19 protein-coding genes are annotated in these 19,692 nt (G+C 63.8%); 11 read left to right on the top strand and 8 right to left on the bottom strand.

The window, feature by feature from the left end; all coding sequences use genetic code 11:
• Positions 1 to 5 precede the first annotated feature (5 nt).
• The gene (gene ruvB, locus BMF35_RS12320; protein WP_047007823.1) at positions 6 to 1,040 is read right to left on the bottom strand and encodes a Holliday junction branch migration DNA helicase RuvB; all 1,035 of its coding nucleotides are present in this window, start codon (positions 1,038 to 1,040) and stop codon (positions 6 to 8) included.
• A gap of 131 nt (positions 1,041 to 1,171) precedes the next feature.
• Here ruvB and BMF35_RS12315 point away from each other — a divergent pair, with 131 nt between their 5' ends.
• On the top strand, positions 1,172 to 1,489 hold the full coding sequence (locus BMF35_RS12315) for a GIY-YIG nuclease family protein (RefSeq protein ID WP_047007824.1): 318 nt from the start codon (positions 1,172 to 1,174) through the stop codon (positions 1,487 to 1,489).
• Positions 1,490 to 1,542: 53 nt separating this feature from the next.
• Here BMF35_RS12315 and ruvA read toward each other — a convergent pair whose 3' ends face one another.
• A complete protein-coding gene (gene ruvA, locus BMF35_RS12310; RefSeq protein WP_047007825.1) occupies positions 1,543 to 2,145 on the bottom strand; it encodes a Holliday junction branch migration protein RuvA in 603 nt (200 codons plus the stop codon).
• A gap of 312 nt (positions 2,146 to 2,457) precedes the next feature.
• Here ruvA and aroC point away from each other — a divergent pair, with 312 nt between their 5' ends.
• Both aroC and BMF35_RS12300 read left to right on the top strand, forming a co-directional pair.
• Positions 2,458 to 3,540: a chorismate synthase gene (gene aroC / locus BMF35_RS12305; protein WP_047007826.1), complete on the top strand. Its 1,083-nt coding sequence runs from the start codon at positions 2,458 to 2,460 to the stop codon at positions 3,538 to 3,540.
• Positions 3,540 to 4,856, top strand: a complete 1,317-nt coding sequence (locus BMF35_RS12300) for a cation:proton antiporter (protein ID WP_047007827.1) — start codon at positions 3,540 to 3,542, stop codon at positions 4,854 to 4,856. The genes aroC and BMF35_RS12300 overlap by 1 nt, the downstream gene beginning before the upstream one ends.
• 104 nt (positions 4,857 to 4,960) lie before the next feature.
• Here BMF35_RS12300 and BMF35_RS12295 read toward each other — a convergent pair whose 3' ends face one another.
• Entirely contained in the window at positions 4,961 to 5,740 is a 780-nt protein-coding gene (locus tag BMF35_RS12295; RefSeq protein ID WP_156172203.1) for a hypothetical protein, read from the bottom strand.
• 205 nt (positions 5,741 to 5,945) lie between these two features.
• Between BMF35_RS12295 and ahpC the strand changes: the two genes are divergently transcribed.
• The 4 genes from ahpC (at position 5,946) to BMF35_RS12275 (ending at position 11,449) form a co-directional block, all read left to right on the top strand.
• On the top strand, positions 5,946 to 6,512 hold the full coding sequence (ahpC, locus tag BMF35_RS12290; protein ID WP_047007829.1) for an alkyl hydroperoxide reductase subunit C: 567 nt from the start codon (positions 5,946 to 5,948) through the stop codon (positions 6,510 to 6,512).
• Positions 6,513 to 6,684: 172 nt separating this feature from the next.
• Positions 6,685 to 8,277 (top strand): alkyl hydroperoxide reductase subunit F, encoded by a 1,593-nt coding sequence (ahpF, locus tag BMF35_RS12285; protein WP_047007830.1) that lies wholly within the window; start codon positions 6,685 to 6,687, stop codon positions 8,275 to 8,277.
• Between the two features lie 206 nt (positions 8,278 to 8,483).
• Positions 8,484 to 10,685, top strand: a complete 2,202-nt coding sequence (katG, locus tag BMF35_RS12280) for a catalase/peroxidase HPI (RefSeq protein ID WP_047007831.1) — start codon at positions 8,484 to 8,486, stop codon at positions 10,683 to 10,685.
• Positions 10,686 to 10,807: 122 nt separating this feature from the next.
• On the top strand, positions 10,808 to 11,449 hold the full coding sequence (locus BMF35_RS12275) for a Pr6Pr family membrane protein (protein WP_047007832.1): 642 nt from the start codon (positions 10,808 to 10,810) through the stop codon (positions 11,447 to 11,449).
• Here the strand turns inward: BMF35_RS12275 and BMF35_RS12270 are convergent.
• Positions 11,427 to 12,230 (bottom strand): LytTR family DNA-binding domain-containing protein, encoded by an 804-nt coding sequence (locus BMF35_RS12270; protein WP_047007833.1) that lies wholly within the window; start codon positions 12,228 to 12,230, stop codon positions 11,427 to 11,429. The two genes, BMF35_RS12275 and BMF35_RS12270, sit on opposite strands and share 23 nt — an antisense overlap.
• Before the next feature lie 158 nt (positions 12,231 to 12,388).
• Here BMF35_RS12270 and BMF35_RS12265 point away from each other — a divergent pair, with 158 nt between their 5' ends.
• Complete coding sequence (locus BMF35_RS12265; RefSeq protein ID WP_047007834.1) at positions 12,389 to 12,934, top strand: DUF2306 domain-containing protein; 546 nt, start codon at positions 12,389 to 12,391, stop codon at positions 12,932 to 12,934.
• Between the two features lie 26 nt (positions 12,935 to 12,960).
• Here the strand turns inward: BMF35_RS12265 and BMF35_RS12260 are convergent, their stop codons facing one another.
• The 3 genes from BMF35_RS12260 to BMF35_RS12250 all read right to left on the bottom strand — a co-directional run bounded on the left by BMF35_RS12260 (position 12,961) and on the right by BMF35_RS12250 (position 15,372).
• On the bottom strand, positions 12,961 to 13,452 hold the full coding sequence (locus BMF35_RS12260; protein ID WP_335622572.1) for a Smr/MutS family protein: 492 nt from the start codon (positions 13,450 to 13,452) through the stop codon (positions 12,961 to 12,963).
• A gap of 92 nt (positions 13,453 to 13,544) precedes the next feature.
• The gene (gene mltA, locus BMF35_RS12255) at positions 13,545 to 14,729 is read right to left on the bottom strand and encodes a murein transglycosylase A (RefSeq protein WP_047007836.1); all 1,185 of its coding nucleotides are present in this window, start codon (positions 14,727 to 14,729) and stop codon (positions 13,545 to 13,547) included.
• A gap of 13 nt (positions 14,730 to 14,742) precedes the next feature.
• The gene (locus BMF35_RS12250) at positions 14,743 to 15,372 is read right to left on the bottom strand and encodes a Tim44/TimA family putative adaptor protein (RefSeq protein WP_047007928.1); all 630 of its coding nucleotides are present in this window, start codon (positions 15,370 to 15,372) and stop codon (positions 14,743 to 14,745) included.
• 290 nt (positions 15,373 to 15,662) lie between these two features.
• Here BMF35_RS12250 and secB point away from each other — a divergent pair, with 290 nt between their 5' ends.
• From secB to trpS, 3 genes are all read left to right on the top strand, one after another.
• Positions 15,663 to 16,196, top strand: a complete 534-nt coding sequence (gene secB / locus BMF35_RS12245; protein WP_047007837.1) for a protein-export chaperone SecB — start codon at positions 15,663 to 15,665, stop codon at positions 16,194 to 16,196.
• A gap of 106 nt (positions 16,197 to 16,302) precedes the next feature.
• Positions 16,303 to 17,901, top strand: coding sequence for a murein biosynthesis integral membrane protein MurJ (gene murJ / locus BMF35_RS12240; RefSeq protein WP_047007838.1), 1,599 nt, complete (start codon positions 16,303 to 16,305; stop codon positions 17,899 to 17,901).
• The gene (gene trpS, locus BMF35_RS12235) at positions 17,898 to 18,926 is read left to right on the top strand and encodes a tryptophan--tRNA ligase (protein WP_047007839.1); all 1,029 of its coding nucleotides are present in this window, start codon (positions 17,898 to 17,900) and stop codon (positions 18,924 to 18,926) included. The genes murJ and trpS overlap by 4 nt, the downstream gene beginning before the upstream one ends.
• Here the strand turns inward: trpS and BMF35_RS12230 are convergent.
• Entirely contained in the window at positions 18,923 to 19,597 is a 675-nt protein-coding gene (locus BMF35_RS12230; RefSeq protein ID WP_162199255.1) for a DUF805 domain-containing protein, read from the bottom strand. The two genes, trpS and BMF35_RS12230, sit on opposite strands and share 4 nt — an antisense overlap.
• Positions 19,598 to 19,692 lie beyond the last annotated feature (95 nt).

Here is a 19,692-nt window from a genome sequence, read left to right as displayed (position 1 = left end):
ACGCGCTATTCCGGGTCGCGGAACAAACCTTCCTGCCCGTTGCCCTGTTGCGACGGCGGGGTGATTCCCAGATGGCGCCAGCCGCCATCGTTGAGGCACCGCCCGCGCGCGGTGCGAGCCAGAAGCCCCAGCTGGATGAGGTAAGGCTCGATCACCTCCTCCACCGTATCGCGCGGCTCGGCGAGGCCGGCGGCCAGCGTTTCAACGCCCACCGGGCCGCCTTTATATGTCGTCGCGATCATTGTGAGATAGCGCCTGTCCATCGCATCGAGGCCCAGCTGGTCGATCTCCAGCCGCGTCAGCGCCTCGTCTGCAATCGGCGCGGTGACCGTGCCCTGACCTTTCACTTGCGCAAAGTCGCGTACCCGGCGCAGCAGGCGGCCCGCAACGCGCGGCGTGCCCCGGCTGCGGCGTGCAATCTCGCGCGCGCCTTCCTCGGCAATGTCCATGCCCAGAAGACCAGCCCCGCGGGTGACGACGCGCATCAACTCGTCCTCGGTATAGAACACCAGCCGCACCGGAATGCCGAAGCGGTCGCGCAGCGGCGTGGTGAGCAGCCCTTGGCGCGTGGTCGCGCCAACCAGCGTGAAGGGCGGCAAGTCGATCCGCACGCTGCGCGCCGACGGCCCCTCGCCGATGATGATATCGAGCGCGCGGTCCTCCATGGCGGGATAGAGCACTTCTTCCACCACCGGATTGAGGCGGTGGATCTCGTCGATGAAGAGCACGTCGTTGGGCTCGAGATTGGTGAGCAGCGCGGCGAGGTCGCCCGCCTTGGCGATCACCGGGCCGGATGTGGCGCGGAAGCCGACACCGAGCTCCCTGGCGATGATCTGCGCCAGCGTGGTCTTGCCGAGGCCCGGCGGGCCGAAGAACAGCGTATGGTCCATCGCCTCGGACCGGCCCTTGGCAGCCTCGATGAAGACGCGAAGGTTGTCCCGTGCTGCCTCCTGCCCGACGAATTCGGCCAGCGTTTTTGGGCGCAGCGCCGCGTCGGGATCGTCCGGCAGACGATCGGGGGAGTGGATGGGTTCGGTCATGGCTGATGGGCCTGCCCGTCTACCGAAATGGATGCTGAAACAAGTTCAGCATGACGAAAAGAAGCGACCATTTTTGAGTTCTCGTCACCCTGAACTTGTTTCAGGGTCCATCCTTCGTCACGCTCCAACCCATGCCCAGAGAGCGTCAACCTTGTGTCTACATTCTCGCCAGCAAGCCCCACGGCACTCTTTACATCGGCGTCACGAGCGACTTGATGACGCGCCTCTGGCAGCATCGCAGCAGGGAAGTGAACGGCTTCACATCGCGCTATGGTGTCGGCACCCTCGTTCGGTACGAACAGTTTGCCACGATGGATGCGGCCATTGCGCGCGAGAAGCAGCTGAAACGCAGGCATCGGCCGTGGAAGATCAACCTGATCCAGAGCGAGAACCCGGATTGGCACGACCTTGCAGTCGGGCTTGGTCTGCCGCCACTCGCTACGCGCTGACGGCCTAATCGATCCTGAAACAAGTTCAGGATGACAGTAGTAAGAATGACTCATCACCCCGCCGCCTTCTTCAGCGCCACGCGGATCAGGTCACCTTCGCCCGCGCCTTCGCCCAGTTCTTCCTGCGCCCTTGCCACCGCCTGCGCGGCCACGGCGCATTTGAAACCCAAGTTCTGCAAAGCGCTGACGGCATCGGCGCTGGCGCCGCCTACGGGCGAGATGCGCGCCGCGCCTGCCGTGCCGCTGCCCGGCATCGCGCCTGCCTTCTCCGCAAGCTCATTGACGATGCGGCCTGCCAGTTTCGGCCCTACGCCATTGGCGCGCGACACGCTGGCGGCGTCGCCCGCAGCGCAGGCATCGCGCAGTTCGTCGGTCGAGAGCGCCGAGAGGATTGCCAGTGCCACCTTGCTGCCCACGCCCTGCACCTGTGTCAGCAGGCGGAACCAGTCGCGCTCTCCGGCTTCGGCAAAGCCCAGCAGGCGCATGTCGTTCTCGCTCACCTGCAGATCGGTGAAGACGGTGCAATCCGCGCCGGTTTCGCCCAGCGCGGTGAGCGTCTTGGCCGAGCAGTGGACGAGGTAGCCGACACCGGCGACGTCGATCACCGCCCAGTCATTGCCGGTTTCGTCTAGTTTACCCGTCAGCTTCGCAATCATGGTTTGTTCCTGCCCTTACTCTTGCGCTTTGGCCAGTGCGCGCCGCCCATTTCTCCCGAATTTGCTGCGCGCGCTCACGAAGTTGACATAGTTGACACATCGGCAGCGCGCCATTTCGTCGGTATATCGCAGCGATTACAGCGCCTTGCGGCTGTTCCGACAAAGTTGACACTCGTGCGAAAGGAAATAGCCGATCTCCCAAGCCAAAATCGTCCGGACCTGCCAGCATGTCCGGGCTGTAGGAAAGCCTCCGTTCTCCACCGTCGCAAGGCAAGTGGACAAAGCCCGCGCTATGGGCAAAAGCCGGAAGCCATGAGCTGGAACACTTTCGGACGCGCCTTCCGCTTCACCACCTGGGGCGAAAGCCACGGTCCTGCCTTGGGCGTTGTGGTGGACGGCTGCCCTCCGGGTTTGCGCCTCACCGAAGATGACATCCAGCCCTTCCTCGATGCGCGCAAGCCCGGCCAGTCCAAATACACCACGCAGCGCAAGGAAGCGGACGCGGTCCGCATCCTCTCGGGCACGTTCGAGGGTCGCACCACGGGCACGCCGATCAGCCTGATGATCGAGAACACCGACCAGCGCAGCAAGGATTATTCCGAGGTCGCCAAGGCCTATCGCCCCGGCCATGCCGATTATGCCTATGATGCGAAATACGGCTTTCGCGATTATCGCGGCGGAGGTCGCTCCAGCGCGCGCGAAACGGCGGCGCGGGTGGCGGCGGGCGCGATTGCCCGGCTGGTCATCCCCGAAGTGGCAATTACGGGCTGGGTCGAAGCTATCGGCCCGCACGCCATGGATTACGCCAATTTCGATGCCGAACAGATCGCTGCCAATCCCTTCTTCTGTCCTGACGCGCAGGCTGCCGCCGATTGGGAAGGCGTTGTCGATGCAACGCGCAAGGCAGGCTCCTCCATCGGCGCGGTGGTGGCGTGCGAGGCGACCGGCGTGCCGCCCGGCTGGGGCGCGCCCGTCTATGCCAAGCTCGACAGCGAAATCGCTGCTGCCATGATGACGATCAACGCCACGAAGGGCGTGGAGATCGGAGACGGTTTTGCCGCAGCGCGCCGGTCCGGCGAGGAGAATGCCGATGCCATGGCCCCGGGTGAAGACGGCGCGGTGTCCTTCGCCGCCAACCATTCGGGCGGCACGGCGGGCGGCATCTCCACCGGCCAGCCGGTCACCTGCCGCGTGGCCTTCAAGCCGACCAGTTCGATCCTGACGCTGGTCGATACGGTGACGAGGGATGGCGAAGCGACGCAGATCCGCACCAAGGGCCGTCACGACCCATGCGTCGGCATTCGCGGCGTGCCGGTGGTCGAGGCCATGATGGCGCTGGTGTTGGCGGACCAGAAATTGCTGCACCGGGCGCAGTGCGGGGGCGAGAGAGACTGATGGACCCGTTCATCGTCGACCCGAAAGATATCGTCTATTTCGTGCTCGGCCTCGGCCTGCTGGGGCTCACGGCGCTACCTATGGTGTGTGGGCGCCGGCTGATCAGCGTGCCGACCATCTATGTGATGGCGGGCGGACTCTTGGCGTTCACGCCTTTCGCCATGCCGATCCCCAATCCGCTGGATGGCTACACGCAAGTGCTCATCATCGAGCATGCGACGGAACTGATCGTAATCATCGCATTGGCAGCCGCGGGGTTGGCAGTCGACAGGACGGGCGGCCTCGCGGGCTGGCAGCATTCGATCATGCTGCTGGCCGTCACCATGCCGCTGACGATCGTGGGCGTATACTTGCTGGGCGTATGGGCGGGGCTCGGCATTGGCGCTGCGCTGCTGGTCGCCGCCAGCCTTGCGCCGACCGATCCGGTGCTGGCGCGCTCGGTCGCGGTCGAAGGGCCGAATGAAGGCGACGAGGACGATGTGCGTGTGTCACTGACGGCGGAAGCGGGGCTGAATGACGGCCTCGCCTTTCCTTTCGTGTGGCTGGCCATCGCGGTGGCAGAATTCGGCGGGGCAAGCATTGGCGAGAGCCTGTCTGCCGTGGCGGGCGACTGGCTGGTCTGGGATGTCGGCTATCGCATCGCTGCGGCCTGCATCGTCGGCTATGGCGCGGGCTGGCTGGTCGCGAGCTTCGTCACCAGCAGGCATGGCGACATGGCTTTGGGCGGCGCGAATGCGGGGCTGGTGTTTCTCGGCACGACCTTCTTCGTCTATGGGCTGACCGAGGCGTTCGAGGGCTATGGCTTCCTCGCCGTGTTCCTGGCAGCGCGCGCGGGCCGCAACTGCACGCGCGGCACCGATAACGATACCTATGCCAGCAAGCCGCACGCCTTTGGCGAGCAGGCCGAGAAAATCCTGCTGGCAACGCTGCTGGTGTGGCTCGGTACGTTCGCCGCATCCGGCCTCCTGCTCGATACGAGCTGGCGTGAAGTGGGGCTGGCCCTGGCGCTGGTCTTCGTGCTGCGACCGCTTGCGGGATTGATCGCCCTGCTGCCGACGCGCGGCGACATGTTCCAGAAACTCGCCATCGCGTTCTTCGGCATTCGCGGCATGGGCAGCTTTTTCTATGTCGCCTTTGGCTTGGCGACGGCAAGCACCGGCGCATTCGGCGATCCGGAGCCGATCTGGCGGGTGACGGTCATCACCGCACTGGTCTCCATCGCGATCCACGGCGCCCTCGCCCCCATCGCCATGGCCCATATCGACCGCCGCAAGGCCTCGGATGTGAAGAACGTCGCGGCACAAAAGTCTGCATAGCTCGGCACACTAACGTGCCGACAAAGGGCGACTGCCCGCCCGCAGCGGGCGCAGCTTGCCTGCGCGTCTAGCGAGGATGATCCGGCGGATGCCGGATCACAAACCTAAGGCCTGAACTGCGCCCTGATCGTAAAGCGCTCATTGTAGACGCGGTTGCCGTCGCCATCGCGCAGTTCCACGCGGTAGACCTCCTCGGCGGCGAGCGCGGCCTCGGCAAAGCCCCAGCCGCCCACGCTTTCGCGGATCAGGCGGCAATCGCTCACCGTATCGGGCCATTCGACGATGCAGTCGAGCAGGACGGTGGCGGCCATCCGCTCGTCCAGAGCCTCTTCCGGATAATAGGCATAGAGCGCGCGGTGGTTCATCGTGGGCGCCCAGCGCAGGTCGCGATAATCGCCGCTGCGGGTCGCCACGCTACCATCGCCCTGCCCATCGCCTGCGCCGCCGCCAAATCGTTCTCCCGTGCCGCCCGCCGCAATCTCGCCGCGCCCGCGACCATTGAGATCGAAGGATGCGGAAGGCGCCGCCGGCCGCACGAAATCGCTGGGTAGCTGCACCATGGGCACCTGCATCGCCGATGCCATGTCGGGCGCTGCGATCGGGGCGGCGCTCGCCGTACCGGAAGTGGCCGCGATTTCTTCGGGCGGTGGTGGCGGCGGTGGCACGACCGGTTCTTCTTCCTGAGGCGCCGCGTTCACGCTGATGATCGAGGAGGTCGAGGCCGTCTCTGCCAGTCGCTGCTGCCAGCTATTGGCCAGCACGGCGAGGATGGAGAATGTGACCGTCAGGCTCAACGCTGCGCTGCGCAGGTCGATAGCGATATCGATGCCCGCCCAGCGAATGCGGGCCACGGGCATGCGCGAGAGCTGGATAATGTCCCTCATATCGAGCGATTTACCAGCTTTTCCCGCCTTTGTGGAGACGCCGAAACGATTGTAACCAACGCGGCGCGACGCTTTTCTTTCCATGCGCCGCGTTGATCGATTATTTCGATGTTCGCTATCGCACAAAATCGCTTTTTTGCATCGCAACAATCACTACCTGCAGGGCGTTGAGTTTCCAAACGCACCAATCAGAAAGGTATTTTCCATGGGTATCATCGGCACCGACATAAAGCCGTTCAAAGCCACCGCCTTCCAGGCCGGCAAAGACTTCTTCGACGTGACGGACGAGGACGTGCGCGGCAAGTGGGCGGTGTTCTTCTTTTACCCGGCCGACTTCACCTTCGTCTGCCCGACGGAACTGGAAGACCTGGGCGAGCATTACGACATGCTGCAGAAGCTGGATGTCGAAGTGTATGGCGTGTCCACCGACACCCACTTCAGCCACAAGGCATGGCACGACACCAGCGACAAGATCAGCAAGCTGGCCTTCCCCTTCCTGGGTGACCAGAACCACGAGCTTGCGCGCAATTTCGATGTGCTGCGTGAAGGCGTCGGCCTTGCCGACCGTGCCACCTTCGTCGTCGATCCCGACGGCGTGATCCAGCTGATGGAACAGACCTGCGAAGGCGTGGGCCGCAATGCCAACGAGCTGGTCCGCAAAATCCGAGCCGCGCAATATGTCCGCGCCAATCCCGGCCAGGTCTGCCCGGCCGCTTGGGAAGAAGGCAAGGATACGCTGGCACCCTCGCTGGACCTTGTCGGCAAGATCTAAATCGCCATTTAGGCATCACCCCCCGGCGCGAGCAGGCTTTCAGACCTGCCGCGCCCTTCCCGAGCCGAGCCCCCTCGGATCGGGTCGCGACGAGACCCGGGGCATCCCCCCTCCCTTGGCCCCGGGTCTCAACGTCGCCCCAATTCTCAAAATTCCATGTCAGGACTTCGCCATGCTCGACCAGACGATGACAGACCAGCTGCGCACCTATCTCGGCAATCTGCGCGAGCCGGTGACGCTTGTCGCCTCGCTGGACGATGGGGAGAAATCCGCCCAGACGCGCGAGTTGCTGGAAGAGATCGCCGCATTGTCGGACCTGGTGACAGCCAGCTTCGATGGCGACGATGCGCGCAGGCCCAGCTTCCTGATCCGCCGCGGTGACGACGATGCGCGCGCGGTGCGCTTCGCCGGTCTGCCGATGGGCCACGAATTCACCTCGCTGGTGCTGGCCCTGCTGTGGGCGGGCGGTCATCCGCCCAAGGTAGAGCAGGATGTTCTCGACCAGATCGCTGCGCTTGAAGGCGAGCACGATTTCGAGATGTATTTCTCGCTCTCCTGCCACAATTGCCCGGACGTGGTGCAGGCGCTCACGCTGATGGCGCTGACCAATCCGCGCATCACTGCCACGCTGATCGAAGGCGGCACCTTCAAGGACGAGGTCGAGCGCCGCGAGGTGATGGCCGTGCCCGCCACCTATCGGAACGGCGAGGTGTTCTATAACGGCAAGATGAGCCTCGAAGAGGTTCTCGCAATGCTCGACACCGGCGCCGCCGACAAGGCAGCTGAAAAGCTTTCCGCCAAGAAGCCCTTCGAAGTGCTGATCGTGGGCGGCGGTCCGGCAGGCGTTGCGTCCGCCATTTACACAGCGCGCAAGGGCTTTCGCACGGGCATCGCGGCAGAACGCTTCGGCGGACAGCTGAACGATACGCTGGGCATCGAGAACCTGCCGGGCACTGCCTATACCGAAGGCCCGAAGCTGGCCAGCGAACTGGACGGTCAGGTGAAAGCGCATGCCGAAATCGACATGATGAACCTCGCCGCTGCCGAAAAGCTGGTGCCTGCGGAAAAGGCCGGCGGGATGCATGAATTGCACCTCGCCAATGGCGCCGTGCTGAAAGCGCGCAGCCTCATCCTCGCCACCGGCGCGCGCTGGCGCGAACTGGGCGTGCCGGGAGAGCAGGAGTATCGCAACAAGGGCGTCGCCTATTGCCCGCATTGCGATGGGCCGCTTTTCAAGGGCAAGCGCGTGGCCGTGATCGGCGGTGGCAATAGCGGCGTGGAAGCCGCGATCGACCTTGCCAATATCGTCGGCCATGTGACCCTTATCGAATATGACAGCCAGCTGCGCGCCGACCAGGTGCTGCAGGACAAGCTGCGCCGCATGAGCAATGTCGATATTATCACCAGTGCCAGGACGACCGAGGTCACCGGCGATGGCGGCAAGGTGTCCGGCCTTTCCTACGAAGATCGCGAGAGCGGCGAGGTGCGTGAACTGCCCATGGAAGGCGTGTTCATCCAGATCGGCCTCGTGCCCAATACAGAATGGTTGGCCGAAAGCGGCATCGCGCTTTCGCAGCACGGTGAGATCGAAGTGGATGGCCATGGCGCGACCAATCTGCCGGGCATTTTCGCCGCAGGCGATTGCACTATCGTGCCGTACAAGCAGATCGTGGTCGCCATGGGCGCAGGCTCCAAAGCCGCACTGTCGGCTTTCGACTACCTCATCCGCAACGAAACGGCAGAGGATATCGCGCAGGCTGCGTGATTGCGTCACGGCGTGGACATCAGAGCGACCCGGTTCCGTGATGCGGAGCCGGGTCGTTTTACATTGCCTGCACCAAACGAGCGCTCATCGAAAGACTGCGTCAAAACCGATCAATCACTGCCAACTAATCGATTAGACTAATCAGCGGCACAAGCGCATCCTCTCCCGCATTGAAGACACGAGTCTTTGTGAGAGGAGCACGACTGATGGACGCAGAAACAGGTTCGATTTCCGGCGGATGCCCGATGGGCCATGGCGAGGCGCGCAGCCTGCATGGCCGCACCAATCGCGATTGGTGGCCCGATGCCTTGCAGCTCGATATCCTGACGGAAGACGGCAAGCGCGCCGATCCCTATGACGCGGATTTCGATTACGCGCAGGCGTTCAATACGGTCAATTACGATGCGCTGAAAGCCGATCTTACCGCGCTGATGACCGACAGCCAGCCCTGGTGGCCGGCAGATTACGGCCATTACGGCCCGTTCTTCATCCGCATGGCATGGCATGCTGCGGGCACCTATCGCACGGGCGACGGGCGCGGCGGTTCTTCCAGCGGGCAACAGCGTTTCGCCCCGCTCAATAGCTGGCCCGACAATGGCAATCTCGACAAGGCGCGTCGCCTGCTCTGGCCGATCAAGCAGAAATACGGGAAGGCCGTCAGCTGGGCGGACCTCTTCATCCTCACCGGTAATGTCGCCATCGAAAGCATGGGCGGCCCCGTCTTCGGCTTTGGCGGCGGTCGTAAGGACGTGTTCGAGCCCGAAACGGTCTATTGGGGCACGGAAGAGCTGTGGGTCGACCAAGGCGTGGAAACGCGGATCAATCCGGATGAAGGCAAGGCGCTGGAGAACCCGCTCGCCGCGATCCAAATGGGCCTGATCTACGTCAATCCCGAAGGGCCGGGCGGCAATCCCGATCCGCTGCAAAGCGCGCGCGACATGCGCGAGACATTCGGGCGCATGGCGATGAATGACGAGGAAACCGTCGCTCTCACCGCCGGTGGCCACGCCTTTGGCAAGGCGCACGGTGCCAAGCCTGCCGACACATTCGGCGGCGCGCCTGAAAGCGAAGTTCTGGCCCTGCAGGGCTTCGGCTGGCTGAACGATCAGGACGAGATCGACGCGGGCAATATTACGACCTCCGGCATCGAAGGCGCGTGGACGCCCAACCCCACCCAGTGGGGCGGCGACTATTTCCGCCTGCTGTTCAAATACGATTACGAGCTGGTCGAAAGCCCGGCAGGCGCGAAGCAATGGCAGCCGGTAAACCCCGACGAGGAAGACATGGCGCCCGATGCGCGCGATCCTTCCAAAAAGGTGCCGACCATGATGACCACCGCCGACATGGCGCTGAAGATGGACCCGGATTATCGCAAGATTTCCGAGCGCTTCCGCGACGATCAGGCTGCGCTGGACGATGCTTTCGCCCGCGCATGGTTCAAGCTGTGTCACCGCGATATGGGCCCGAAGGTGCGTTACATGGGGCCGGAAGTGCCGGCCGAGGACCTGATCTGGCAGGATCCTGTGCCCGCCGGTTCTACGCCTTCCGATAGCGACGTCTCTTCGTTCAAGAGCGCCGTTCTCGATAGCGGGCTGACCGTGTCCGAACTGGTGAAAGCGGCCTGGGCGTCTGCCTCCACCTATCGCAATTCCGACCATCGCGGCGGTGCAAACGGTGCCCGTGTGCGCCTTGCCCCGCAAAAGGACTGGGAAGCCAACGACCCGGCGGAGCTGGACAAGGTGCTTTCCAAGCTCGACGAGCTTCGCGGCGGCCTCTCCATGGCCGATGCCATCGTGCTGGCCGGCGCGGCGGCAATCGAAAAGGCGGCCAGGGATGGCGGCCATTCGGTCAGCGTCGATGTCAGTACCGGTCGCGGCGACGCGGGTGACGAGCATACCGATGCCGAGAGCTTCGAGCCGCTGGAGCCGTTTGCCGACGGGTTCCGCAACTACCTGAAGACCAAGGCATCGGTAAAAACCGAAGACATGCTGGTCGACCGGGCGCACCTGCTCGGCCTTTCCATCCCCGAAATGGTGGCGCTGATAGGCGGCATGCGCGTGCTGGGCGCCAATACCGGCAATTCCAGCCACGGTGTCTTCACGGACCGCAAGGGCACGCTGTCGAACGACTTCTTCGTCAACCTGCTGTCCATGGACACCAAGTGGGAAATGGTGGACGAAAGCGGCGACGAGGAATTCGTCGGGCGCAACCGGTCCAGCGGCGAGGAGACTTACCGCGCCACCCGCACCGATCTCGTCATCGGCTCCAACTCGCAGCTGCGCGCCGTGGCGGAAGTCTTTGCCGAAGCGGGCGGAGAGGAGCGTTTCGTGCACACCTTCGTCTCGGCATGGAAAAAAGTGATGGACGCGGATCGCTTCGATCTGAGCCACGCCAAATATCACGGCTGATCCTAAGCAGCCGTTCACGGTCCGCAGCTCCCCCATCAAAATGGCTGCGGATGAGAGAGCCCCCCGGCAGCGCGCCTGCCGGGGGGCTTTTCCTTTGCCGCGCGGGAGTCCAGAAGGCGGCTATGCCGAATAGTGGAAACACCAGACCGACACCGCGTGCGCGCGTGCTTGCGGCGATCATTGCGCTATGCGCATTTGCCGCGCTGGCCGTGCAGACGACGCTGGGGGACGGCTCGATACTGCAGAACCTTGGAGCGATGCTGCGCTACTTCACGATCTGGAGCAATGTCGCCGCGTGCCTCGTCATGGCGTGGATTGCGCTGGGCGGCCAACCGCCGCGCGCGGTGATGGCGGCGCTGACTACGGCCATCACCGTGGTAGGCGTCGTCTATTGGGGCCTGCTTGCCGCGACGCATGATCCGGTCGGGCTGGACCGCATCACCAACCAGTTCCATCATACCTTCGTGCCGCTGGCGACTGTCGCCTGGTGGCTCGCCTTCACGCCGCCGAACCCGCGCGTCTGGTCGGTCGTGCCTGCCATCATGGTGCCGCCGCTGGCCTATGGCGCCTTTGCATTCGTGCATGGCGAGCTGACCGGTTTCTACGCCTACTTCTTCCTCGACCTGCCCGCGCAAGGCGCAGCAGGCTTCATCATTGCCAATATCGTGCTGGCGCTGTTCTTCGCTCTGGTGGGCGCTGGGCTGGTGTCGGGAAAGAATGCGCTGGCGCGGCGGCGCGGGATTACAGCCAGCCTTCATCCTTGAGGCGCTGCACATTCGCGCGGCTGACGGGCGCTTCCAGCCCGTTATCCAGCACAAGCTGGATATTGCGCCCGTCGCGCTTCACATCGGCCACCGCCCCGCGCGCCACCCACCAGCTGCGATGCACCTGCTCGCCCTGCACCGGATGCAGTTCCGCCACCGCGTCGCGCATCCGCATCAGCAGCAGTTCGCTGCCCAGCGCCGTGTGCGCGCGCACGTAATGGTCTTCCATTTCCAGTGCGATCAGGTCCACGCCCATCTCCGGGGAAAGCCTGTCCATCAAGCGGTTGGCCGGATCGGGCTGGCTGTGTTCCGGCCGCAGCTCGTCGGGGACAGGCGGCGGCGTGACGATGCGCGGCTCTGCCGCACCTTTCTGGAACAGGCTGTTCACCACCGTGATCAGTCCGCCAATAAAGGCGACGTAGAGATAATGCTCCAGCGCCGCACTGGCGCCCGGCCATTGCAGACTTCCAAAACCGCGCGGCAAGACCCACACCACGACCGCCATCGGGATCGAGGACAGGAGAACGCCTGCCAGCCGCAATGTCCACACCGGCAGATCGAGCGCGGGAGCCAGACGCTGCGCCACCGCGTCTATCGGGGAATAGAGCGCATAACCGATCCAAGCGAAGCCGACCCATACGATCAATCGTATGGCGAGGGGATCGTTGAAGCTGCCGAACGGTCCGATCAGTGCCAGCACGACGCCGATCAGAGTCATCACCGACAGATCGATCAGCAAGCCGCGCACAAAGCCGCGTCTTTTGGGTGCCATTTCGCTCATGCGCTGCAAATCCTAGCGCCCATTCGCGCTTCGTAAAGTGGCAAACAGGCGGAAATCCGCGCATTTTACGCAGGATCTGCGCTGCCCGCGTAGATGGCGTTGCGGGCGGGCGGGCATCGGGCACAACAAGTCCATCGCAAACGAATGGAGCCGAAACCATGACTGCACTTGCTACCGTCAACGCTTATCTCAACCCGTTCCACCGCCCTGCCGGCGCGCTCGACCTGGGTCCGCTGACCCGCGGCATCGTGATCGTTGCGGGCAGCGCGATGACCACGCTGTGCGTCATCGCCATCATGCGCGGCATTCTCGGCCTGACGCCGGACCTGCCGCATCTGCAGAACTGGGCGATCGCCGTCCATGTCGCCACGGTCGTGCCATGTGTGCCGCTGGGCCTCTACCTGCTGCTCGCCCCCAAGGGCACGCCGATGCACAAGCAGCTGGGCAAGCTGTGGGTCGCGCTGATGGTGGTCACTGCCACCAGCACGCTGTGGATCCACGGCCTCGGCAACTTCAGCTGGATCCATATCTTCGTGCCCATGACCTACCGCGCCGCATGGATGATCATCACCAGCGCCCGCGCCCGCAATTTCAAGAAGCATCGCAACGAAATCATCGGGCTGTTCCTCGGTGCGCTGATGATCCCGGGCATCTTCTCCTTCGTGATCGACGGCCGACTGATGAATGTTCTGCTGCTTGGCTGATCGGTAATGCCCGGTGCGCCAAGCGCCTATCGGCTCCGGCGCAGCACCAGGTATAGCGCACCGTCGCCACCATGGCGGCGGTGCGCTTTTTTGATCGCAGCGATGTCCGGCGCGTGCTGGCCCGCCGCCAGCCAGTCGAGGATTTTCGCGCGGATCGCCCCGCGCTTCGCGCCGCGGTCCGCCGCGTCGACCGGGCGCGGCTTGCCGGTCACCACCAGCACCAGCCGGGCGCCCATCGCCTTGGCCTGGGTGATCCCCGCATCGAGGCGGCGATAGGCCTGGTCGAGCGTGTGGCCATGCAGATCGAGCGTGAAATCGGGCTGGGTGCCATCGCGGGATAGGCGGCGTTCCCAGTGGGAGTCGAGACCGCCTCGGTCCTCCCCAATCCGGGTAGGGGGACCGCCGACCGTAGGTCCGGGGCGGAGGGGCGCCGTTACGGGCTTGCGCGGGGCTGATTGTTTTGCAGCCGTTTCCGAGGGGGTTCCTCCACCAGCCTGTGGCTGGTCCCCCTCCCCCATCGGGGGAGGAATTTTGTCGAGCGGGGTCACGGTCTTCGCCAGCTTCGCCCACGCCTCCGCTTCCGACGCGCTGAGACCGCGCGGCGGCGCGCTCATCGCGAAAGTCGGGCGGCGGCCGCTACCGGTAAAAGCACCACGGCCTGCCCGCGCGAACTCATTCCGCCGGCAATCTCGCGCGCATCCGCGCCAGCGCCCCAGAACGTATCGAAACGGTTCGCGCCGCGAATGGCGCCGCCTGTATCCTGCGCGATCCACAGTCCGTCCGCGATGTCGCGGTCGAGATCGAGGATCACCGGCGCGCCATAGGGCACGTATTTCGGATCGACCGCCACGGCCTGCCGCGCGCGCACGGGCACACCGATAGAGCCGATCGGCCCTTCGCCCGTCAGCTCGCGGAAGAACACCCAGCTTTCGTTTTCGCGCATGATGGCGCGCCCCTGCTCCGGATGGTCGCGCAGAAAGGCGATGATGCCCTGCATGGATGTGGCGTAAGGCGTGCCGTCGCCGATCAGGCCGCGCTCGCGCATGACGCGGCCGATGCCGGTATAGCCGTGGCCGTTCTGCCCGGCATAACCGATGCGCAGCACTTCGCCATTGGCGTCTGCCAGGCGTCCCGAACCCTGGATCTGCAGAAAGAAAAATTCGATCGGGTCGGCAGCATAGCCAATCACCGGTGCCCGGCCTTCCAGCGAGCCGTCCTCGATCTCGGCGCGAGTATCATATTCGACGCAGCGCCCGTCTGGCAGGCGGCGACTGAGCGGTGCGCGGCCTGTACGCTCGCTCTCGGCGATGTCTTCGCGCCAGCAACGCTCCAGATCGGCGGGCATGCCGTAGACCGGCAGGTCACTTGTGAAACGGCGAGTACGGCTGCCTGCTATTTCAGGCTCGAAATAGCCGGTGGCAAAGGCTTCTCCGCTGCCGACACGCACAGGTGTGAACTGCGTGTTGAAGAACTCGGCAGCCCGCTCGCGAGGCCAGCCAGCCGCGGCATTGCATGGGGCCTCCCAATCGGCAGGCCGCGTGAGGCCGGAGACGTCTTCGCGGCTGGTGGCGACAGGGCAGGACAGCAGGAAAGCATCGAAATCGGCGGCCAATTCGGCATTGCCGAATGCCTGCAGATCGACCGAAGGTGCAAGCGCGGCCCCCAGCAGCGCAGCGGTCGCGCCCGTTGCGGCGGGCGGCACTACAGGCGCAGGCGCGCTTCCCTGCGGGATGATGGGCCCGCAGGCCGCAAGCGATCCTGCAAGGATAAGCGAAAGGAAGCGGGCCTTGGTCATGCCCGTCCAGCTATCAGCCGATGTCGGTCTCGTCGAGCAGCCACTGCGGATTGTCGCTGCGGATGTCGCGGCTGAAGGTCCAGATGTCGCGGCTCTCGACCGCGTCGTCCAGCGAACCGGCGATGACATTGCCATCCTTGTCGCGCGTGACGCTGGCGATGTCGGACACGAAGATCACCGCAATGCGAGCGATCTTGCCGTCGAGCTGGGCGGAATGGACAGTGCTGTCTTCGATCCGGATCAGCTTGTTATCCAGCGTGACGCCCATGGCCTCACGCTCATCGATGGCGGCGGCGAAGCTTTGATATACATCATCGTCGCACAGTTCGCGCAGCTCTTCCTTGTCGCCCTGCCAGAACGCTTCGAGCACGACTTCATACGCGCCTTTCGCGCCTTCCATGAAGCCGATGAGTTCGAAATTGCGGTCTGCCGTGGAAATCTCGCGCAGGCCCCGCTCGATAGCGGGCGGAAAGCCTGCGATCACCGGCTCCACGCGGGCAGAATCGGCGCCAGTGGCTGTGGGCGGAGGCACGTCGCGCGCTTCCTCTTCCTGCTTGAAACGGCCTTGAATGATCTCTTCCTCATGCTCCGCCTTGCGGCCCAGCACGGAATAGAGGCGCATGCCCAGAAAGGCTGCGATCATGGCAAGGATGACGATTTCAGCGATGGTACCCACAAATCTTCCTAATCTGCCTGCAAAACCGGCGTGCAGCGCGCCTTGGCGGCCATAGTGAACCAGATAGTATGCAATATCAAATGAACAAGCGCCTTACCGGGTCCTGAAACCTCGCGGCAACACCCACTTTCGTCTCGCAACGTGCTATGCGCGGACCATTGCGAGCGGCAGGCAGGGGTGGTAGGCGCGCCCGGCATTTTATCCCAGCGCTGCGCAATGCAAGCGGCGCTCCAACCGAATCGAAAGACACTTACATCATGGCCGACGAAAACGACGTTCTCACCGATCTGGATGCAGCACCTGCGGGCAATGGTGCCGACACCGCGCCCACCGCGGGCATCATCTCGCAATATGTGAAGGATCTGTCGGTCGAGAACCCGAAAGCGCCGCAATCCTTCCGCTGGAAAGACGCGCCGCAGATGGATGTGCAGTTCAACATCGCCGCGACCAAGGTGAGCGAGGAAGTGACCGAGCTGGGTCTGCGCATCACGGTGACCGCCAAGGCCGAAGAAGGCACCGCCTATATCGTCGACCTGACCTATTGCGGCCTGGTCGGCCTTCGCAACATGCGCGAGGAACAGGCGCACGCTTTCCTCTATGCCGAAGCGCCGCGCATGCTGTTCCCCTTCGCACGCCGCGTAGTATCCGATGCCATCCGCGACGCAGGCTTCCAGCCGCTGATGCTCGATCCCATCGATTTCAACGGTCTCTACGTCCAGCAGCTGCAGCAGAAGCGCGCTGCCGAAGCAGCCGGACAGGCCGCCGAAGCGCCTGCTGGCGGCGAAGCATAGGCGCCTCCGTTCGTCCTGAGCCTGTCGAAGGACGAAATGTCATGCGATACTGCGCCCGCACTTCGACAAGCTCAGCGCGAGCGGTCGTTCTTGGGAGCGCGCTAGCATGAGCCTGCTCAAGAATGTCGGCACGATCGGCTCGCTCACCATGGTGAGCCGGGTGGCGGGCCTTGCGCGCGAGATGATCTTCAGCCGCGTGCTCGGCGCAAATGAAGTGACCGATGCCTGGTTTCAGGCGCTAATCATCCCCAACGTGTTCCGGCGCCTTTTCGCGGAGGGCGCCTTTTCCGCTGCCTTCGTGCCCATGTTCTCCAAGCGCCTCCACGCCGAGACGAACGAAGCCGGCGAGACCGGGCTGGAGCAGGCGCGCAGCTTCTCGCAGGATGTCATCAGCGTTTTCGTGCCCGCGCTGATCCTGCTGACGGCTATCTTCCAGATCGCCATGCCCGGCGTCATCCGGCTGCTGTCCGACGACGATATCACGCCGGAAAAGCTCGATTATTCGATCGATTTCGCGCGGATCATGTTCCCCTACATCCTGCTCGTCAGCGTGGTGACGCTGCTGACCGGCATGCTCAATTCCGTCTCGCGCTTCGGACCGGGCGCGAGTTTCCCGATCATCTTCAACATCGTGCTGATCGGAGCGCTGCTCTATTTGCAGACCAGCTACGGCGCCGAAGGCGACGTGTTGCTGAAAGGCTATGTCGTCGCTTGGGCCATACCGGTTGCGGGTGTGCTGCAACTGGGCTGGCTGCTCTATTGGGCGCATGTCGAAGGATTCCGCCCGCGCTGGTTCACACGGCCCAAGGTGACGCCGGAGGTTAAGCGGCTCGGCTGGATTGCGCTCCCGGCAGCAATCGGCGGCGGCGCATACCAGATCAATACCCTGCTGCAGGTCTATTTCCTCAACCAGCTGGAAGGCAGCGCGGTCAGCTGGATGAACTATGCTGACCGGCTGAACCAGTTGCCGCTGGGCATTATCGGCATCGCGCTGTCCACCGCCATACTGCCGAGCCTTTCCAAATTCGTCGGCGCTAACGACCGCGACGGCGCGGCGCGCATCCAGTCCAATGCCATCGAACTTGGCATGCTGCTGACCCTCCCTGCCGCCGTCGCCCTTTCCATCTGTGCAGTGCCGTTCATCACTATGATCTTCGGCGGCGGCCGCTTCGATGCAGAGGATGCGGCGATGACCGGCGGCGTACTCGCCGTGCTGGTGGCGGGCCTACCGGCCTATGTGCTGGTAAAGGTGCTGGTGCCCAGCTTCTATGCCCGCTCGGACACCAAGACGCCCGTCTATGCCGCCTTTGCTGCGCTGGCCGTCTTCATCGGCTTCAACATCGCCTTCCTCCAGCGCTTCGGCGTGGAAGGCGTGGCGGCGGCGAGCGCCATCGGCGCCTGGCTCAATTGCGCGATTCTGTACGTCGTGCTGCGCGTTCGCGGCTATTATCGGCTCGACTGGCCGCTGCTCGGGCGCCTCGCCCGCCAGCTTTTGGCCGCCATCGCCATGGGCGCGGCGCTCTATTACACGCGCGATCTGCTGACCCCGCTTTACGATGCAGGCGTCCTGGAACAGCTGGCAGCGCTGGCTGCACTGGTCGCCTGCGCCGTCATCGTCTATTTCGGCGCGGCCTTCGCGCTCGGCGCCGTCAGCAGGCAGCGCATCGCCATTTTCATGACCAAGAAAGACCCGACCAAATCATGATCGTTGTTTCCGGCATCCAGCCCACCGGCAATCTGACGCTCGGCAATTACCTCGGCGCGATCCGCAACTGGGTGCGCATGCAGGACGAGATGGCTGCCGGTGACAAATGTTTGTTCTTCCTGGCGGACCTGCACGCCATTTCGCAGCCGCACGATCCCGCGCAGCTTTCCGCCCACACGCTGGAAATGACCGCCGCGCTGGTCGCCTGCGGCATCGATCCGGCGAAAAGCGTTTTGTTCAACCAGGCGCAAGTACCCGCCCATGCAGAACTGCAATGGCTGTTGATGGGTACCGCGCGGATGGGATGGCTCAATCGCATGACGCAGTGGAAGGACAAGGCGGGCAAGAACCGCGAGGGTCAATCCGTCGCGCTGTTCGGCTATCCCGTGCTGCAGGCGGCCGATGTTCTGCTATATCAGGCGACGCACGTTCCGGTCGGCGAGGACCAGAAGCAGCATCTGGAGCTGGCACGCGACATCGCGCAGAAATTCAACGGCGATTTTGCATCGGATGATGCGCCCGTCTTCGCCCTACCCGAGCCGTTCATCCCGCCTGCCGCCGCGCGGATCATGTCCTTGCGCGATGGCACGAAGAAGATGAGCAAGTCCGACCCGTCGGATATGAGCCGCATCAACCTGACCGACGATGCCGATACGATGGCGCAAAAGGTGAAGAAGGCGAAGACCGATCCCGAGCCGCTACCGAGCGATGTCGAGGGACTGGAAGGCCGCGCCGAAGCGCAGAACCTCGTCGGCATTTACGCCGCGCTTTCCGGCACGACGCCGGACGATGTCCTGCGCGATTTCGGCGGCGAGGGTTTCGGCAAATTCAAGCCCGCTTTGGCGGACCTGATGGTGTCCACCCTCTCGCCCATCCGCGACCGCTTCGTGGAAATGAAGGACGACCGTGAACAGCTGGACGCGATCCTGGCGCGCGGTGCGGCGCAGGCGCGCGAGCTTGGTTCAGCCACACTCGATGCCGCTTATGAGGCGCTCGGCCTCGTTCGCGGGCAAGCGCGCCGCTAGACCATCTTGCGGCCGAAGCCGGCCGCACGCGGCGGCGCAGCGCGCGGTGCCGGCGCGGCCTTTCGCGCTAGCGGCGAAGCGGCGGGCGCTTCTGCCACGGCGGAACCGGTCCGGCGATAATTATCGAGCGCGCGGGCGATGGCATCGTCCATCGCATCGCTGTCACCATCGGCTACGCCGCGCGGCGGCGCGCTAATCGTCGAGGGCATTGCAGCAGCGTGCTTGGCTCGCTTCTGCGTCAGTGCCGGGCCGTCGCCGAATACGGCGGAATAGTCGGTCGGCTCGCGACCTTTGACGACGCCAAGCACGATCATCAGCACGAAATCGATCATTCCGACCAACCACGCCAGACCAAGACCTGCGAATGCGCCCTTGGCATCGCCAATGCTGCCGAAGCTGTAGAAATTGGCGACGATCCCCAGCCCGAAGGTGATCCAAGGCAGCGAGGTCGGCCAACCCAGATCGCGGCAGCGCCGCATCATGATGACGCGGAAGTAAATTCCCACGGGCGCGATCAGCAGGAAGGCGATGATGGCGATCGCCAATTCGCCGTTCATTGCGGCGGTGAAGCACACGCCGATCAGCGCGATGATCGCCACCAGATTGGCGATGAAGAATTTCCAATAGCCTGCGCGACTCACGCGGCTGATATCATCACTGCCGAAACCCATGTGATCCTCCTTCAGCGGAACCGGTTTAGATCGGCGGAGTTGAAAAAGAGTATAAAACCCGGCCTTGCAGCTGTTTTCATTGAACATTTGTCAAT

It is taken from the genome of Aurantiacibacter gangjinensis (assembly GCF_001886695.1).
Taxonomy (GTDB): Bacteria; Pseudomonadota; Alphaproteobacteria; order Sphingomonadales; family Sphingomonadaceae; genus Alteraurantiacibacter; species Alteraurantiacibacter gangjinensis.
Note: the sequence above shows the minus strand (reverse complement) of the source record. Positions and strands in the feature narration are given on the sequence as shown.

Bases quoted from the DNA above. Each gene is read 5' to 3' on its own strand.
- secB (WP_047007837.1), top strand. From the start codon at position 15,663: ATGGCCGACGAAAACGACGTTCTCACCGATCTGGATGCAGCACCTGCG.
- BMF35_RS12315 (WP_047007824.1), top strand. From the start codon at position 1,172: ATGCCCAGAGAGCGTCAACCTTGTGTCTACATTCTCGCCAGCAAGCCC.
- BMF35_RS12275 (WP_047007832.1), top strand. From the start codon at position 10,808: ATGCCGAATAGTGGAAACACCAGACCGACACCGCGTGCGCGCGTGCTT.
- BMF35_RS12260 (WP_335622572.1), bottom strand. From the start codon at position 13,452: ATGGGGGAGGGGGACCAGCCACAGGCTGGTGGAGGAACCCCCTCGGAA.
- trpS (WP_047007839.1), top strand. From the start codon at position 17,898: ATGATCGTTGTTTCCGGCATCCAGCCCACCGGCAATCTGACGCTCGGC.
- BMF35_RS12250 (WP_047007928.1), bottom strand. From the start codon at position 15,372: ATGATCGCAGCCTTTCTGGGCATGCGCCTCTATTCCGTGCTGGGCCGC.
- ahpC (WP_047007829.1), top strand. From the start codon at position 5,946: ATGGGTATCATCGGCACCGACATAAAGCCGTTCAAAGCCACCGCCTTC.
- ahpF (WP_047007830.1), top strand. From the start codon at position 6,685: ATGCTCGACCAGACGATGACAGACCAGCTGCGCACCTATCTCGGCAAT.
- BMF35_RS12265 (WP_047007834.1), top strand. From the start codon at position 12,389: ATGACTGCACTTGCTACCGTCAACGCTTATCTCAACCCGTTCCACCGC.
- katG (WP_047007831.1), top strand. From the start codon at position 8,484: ATGGACGCAGAAACAGGTTCGATTTCCGGCGGATGCCCGATGGGCCAT.
- BMF35_RS12295 (WP_156172203.1), bottom strand. From the start codon at position 5,740: ATGAGGGACATTATCCAGCTCTCGCGCATGCCCGTGGCCCGCATTCGC.
- aroC (WP_047007826.1), top strand. From the start codon at position 2,458: ATGAGCTGGAACACTTTCGGACGCGCCTTCCGCTTCACCACCTGGGGC.
- BMF35_RS12230 (WP_162199255.1), bottom strand. From the start codon at position 19,597: ATGGGTTTCGGCAGTGATGATATCAGCCGCGTGAGTCGCGCAGGCTAT.
- mltA (WP_047007836.1), bottom strand. From the start codon at position 14,729: ATGACCAAGGCCCGCTTCCTTTCGCTTATCCTTGCAGGATCGCTTGCG.
- murJ (WP_047007838.1), top strand. From the start codon at position 16,303: ATGAGCCTGCTCAAGAATGTCGGCACGATCGGCTCGCTCACCATGGTG.
- BMF35_RS12270 (WP_047007833.1), bottom strand. From the start codon at position 12,230: ATGAGCGAAATGGCACCCAAAAGACGCGGCTTTGTGCGCGGCTTGCTG.
- BMF35_RS12300 (WP_047007827.1), top strand. From the start codon at position 3,540: ATGGACCCGTTCATCGTCGACCCGAAAGATATCGTCTATTTCGTGCTC.
- ruvA (WP_047007825.1), bottom strand. From the start codon at position 2,145: ATGATTGCGAAGCTGACGGGTAAACTAGACGAAACCGGCAATGACTGG.
- ruvB (WP_047007823.1), bottom strand. From the start codon at position 1,040: ATGACCGAACCCATCCACTCCCCCGATCGTCTGCCGGACGATCCCGAC.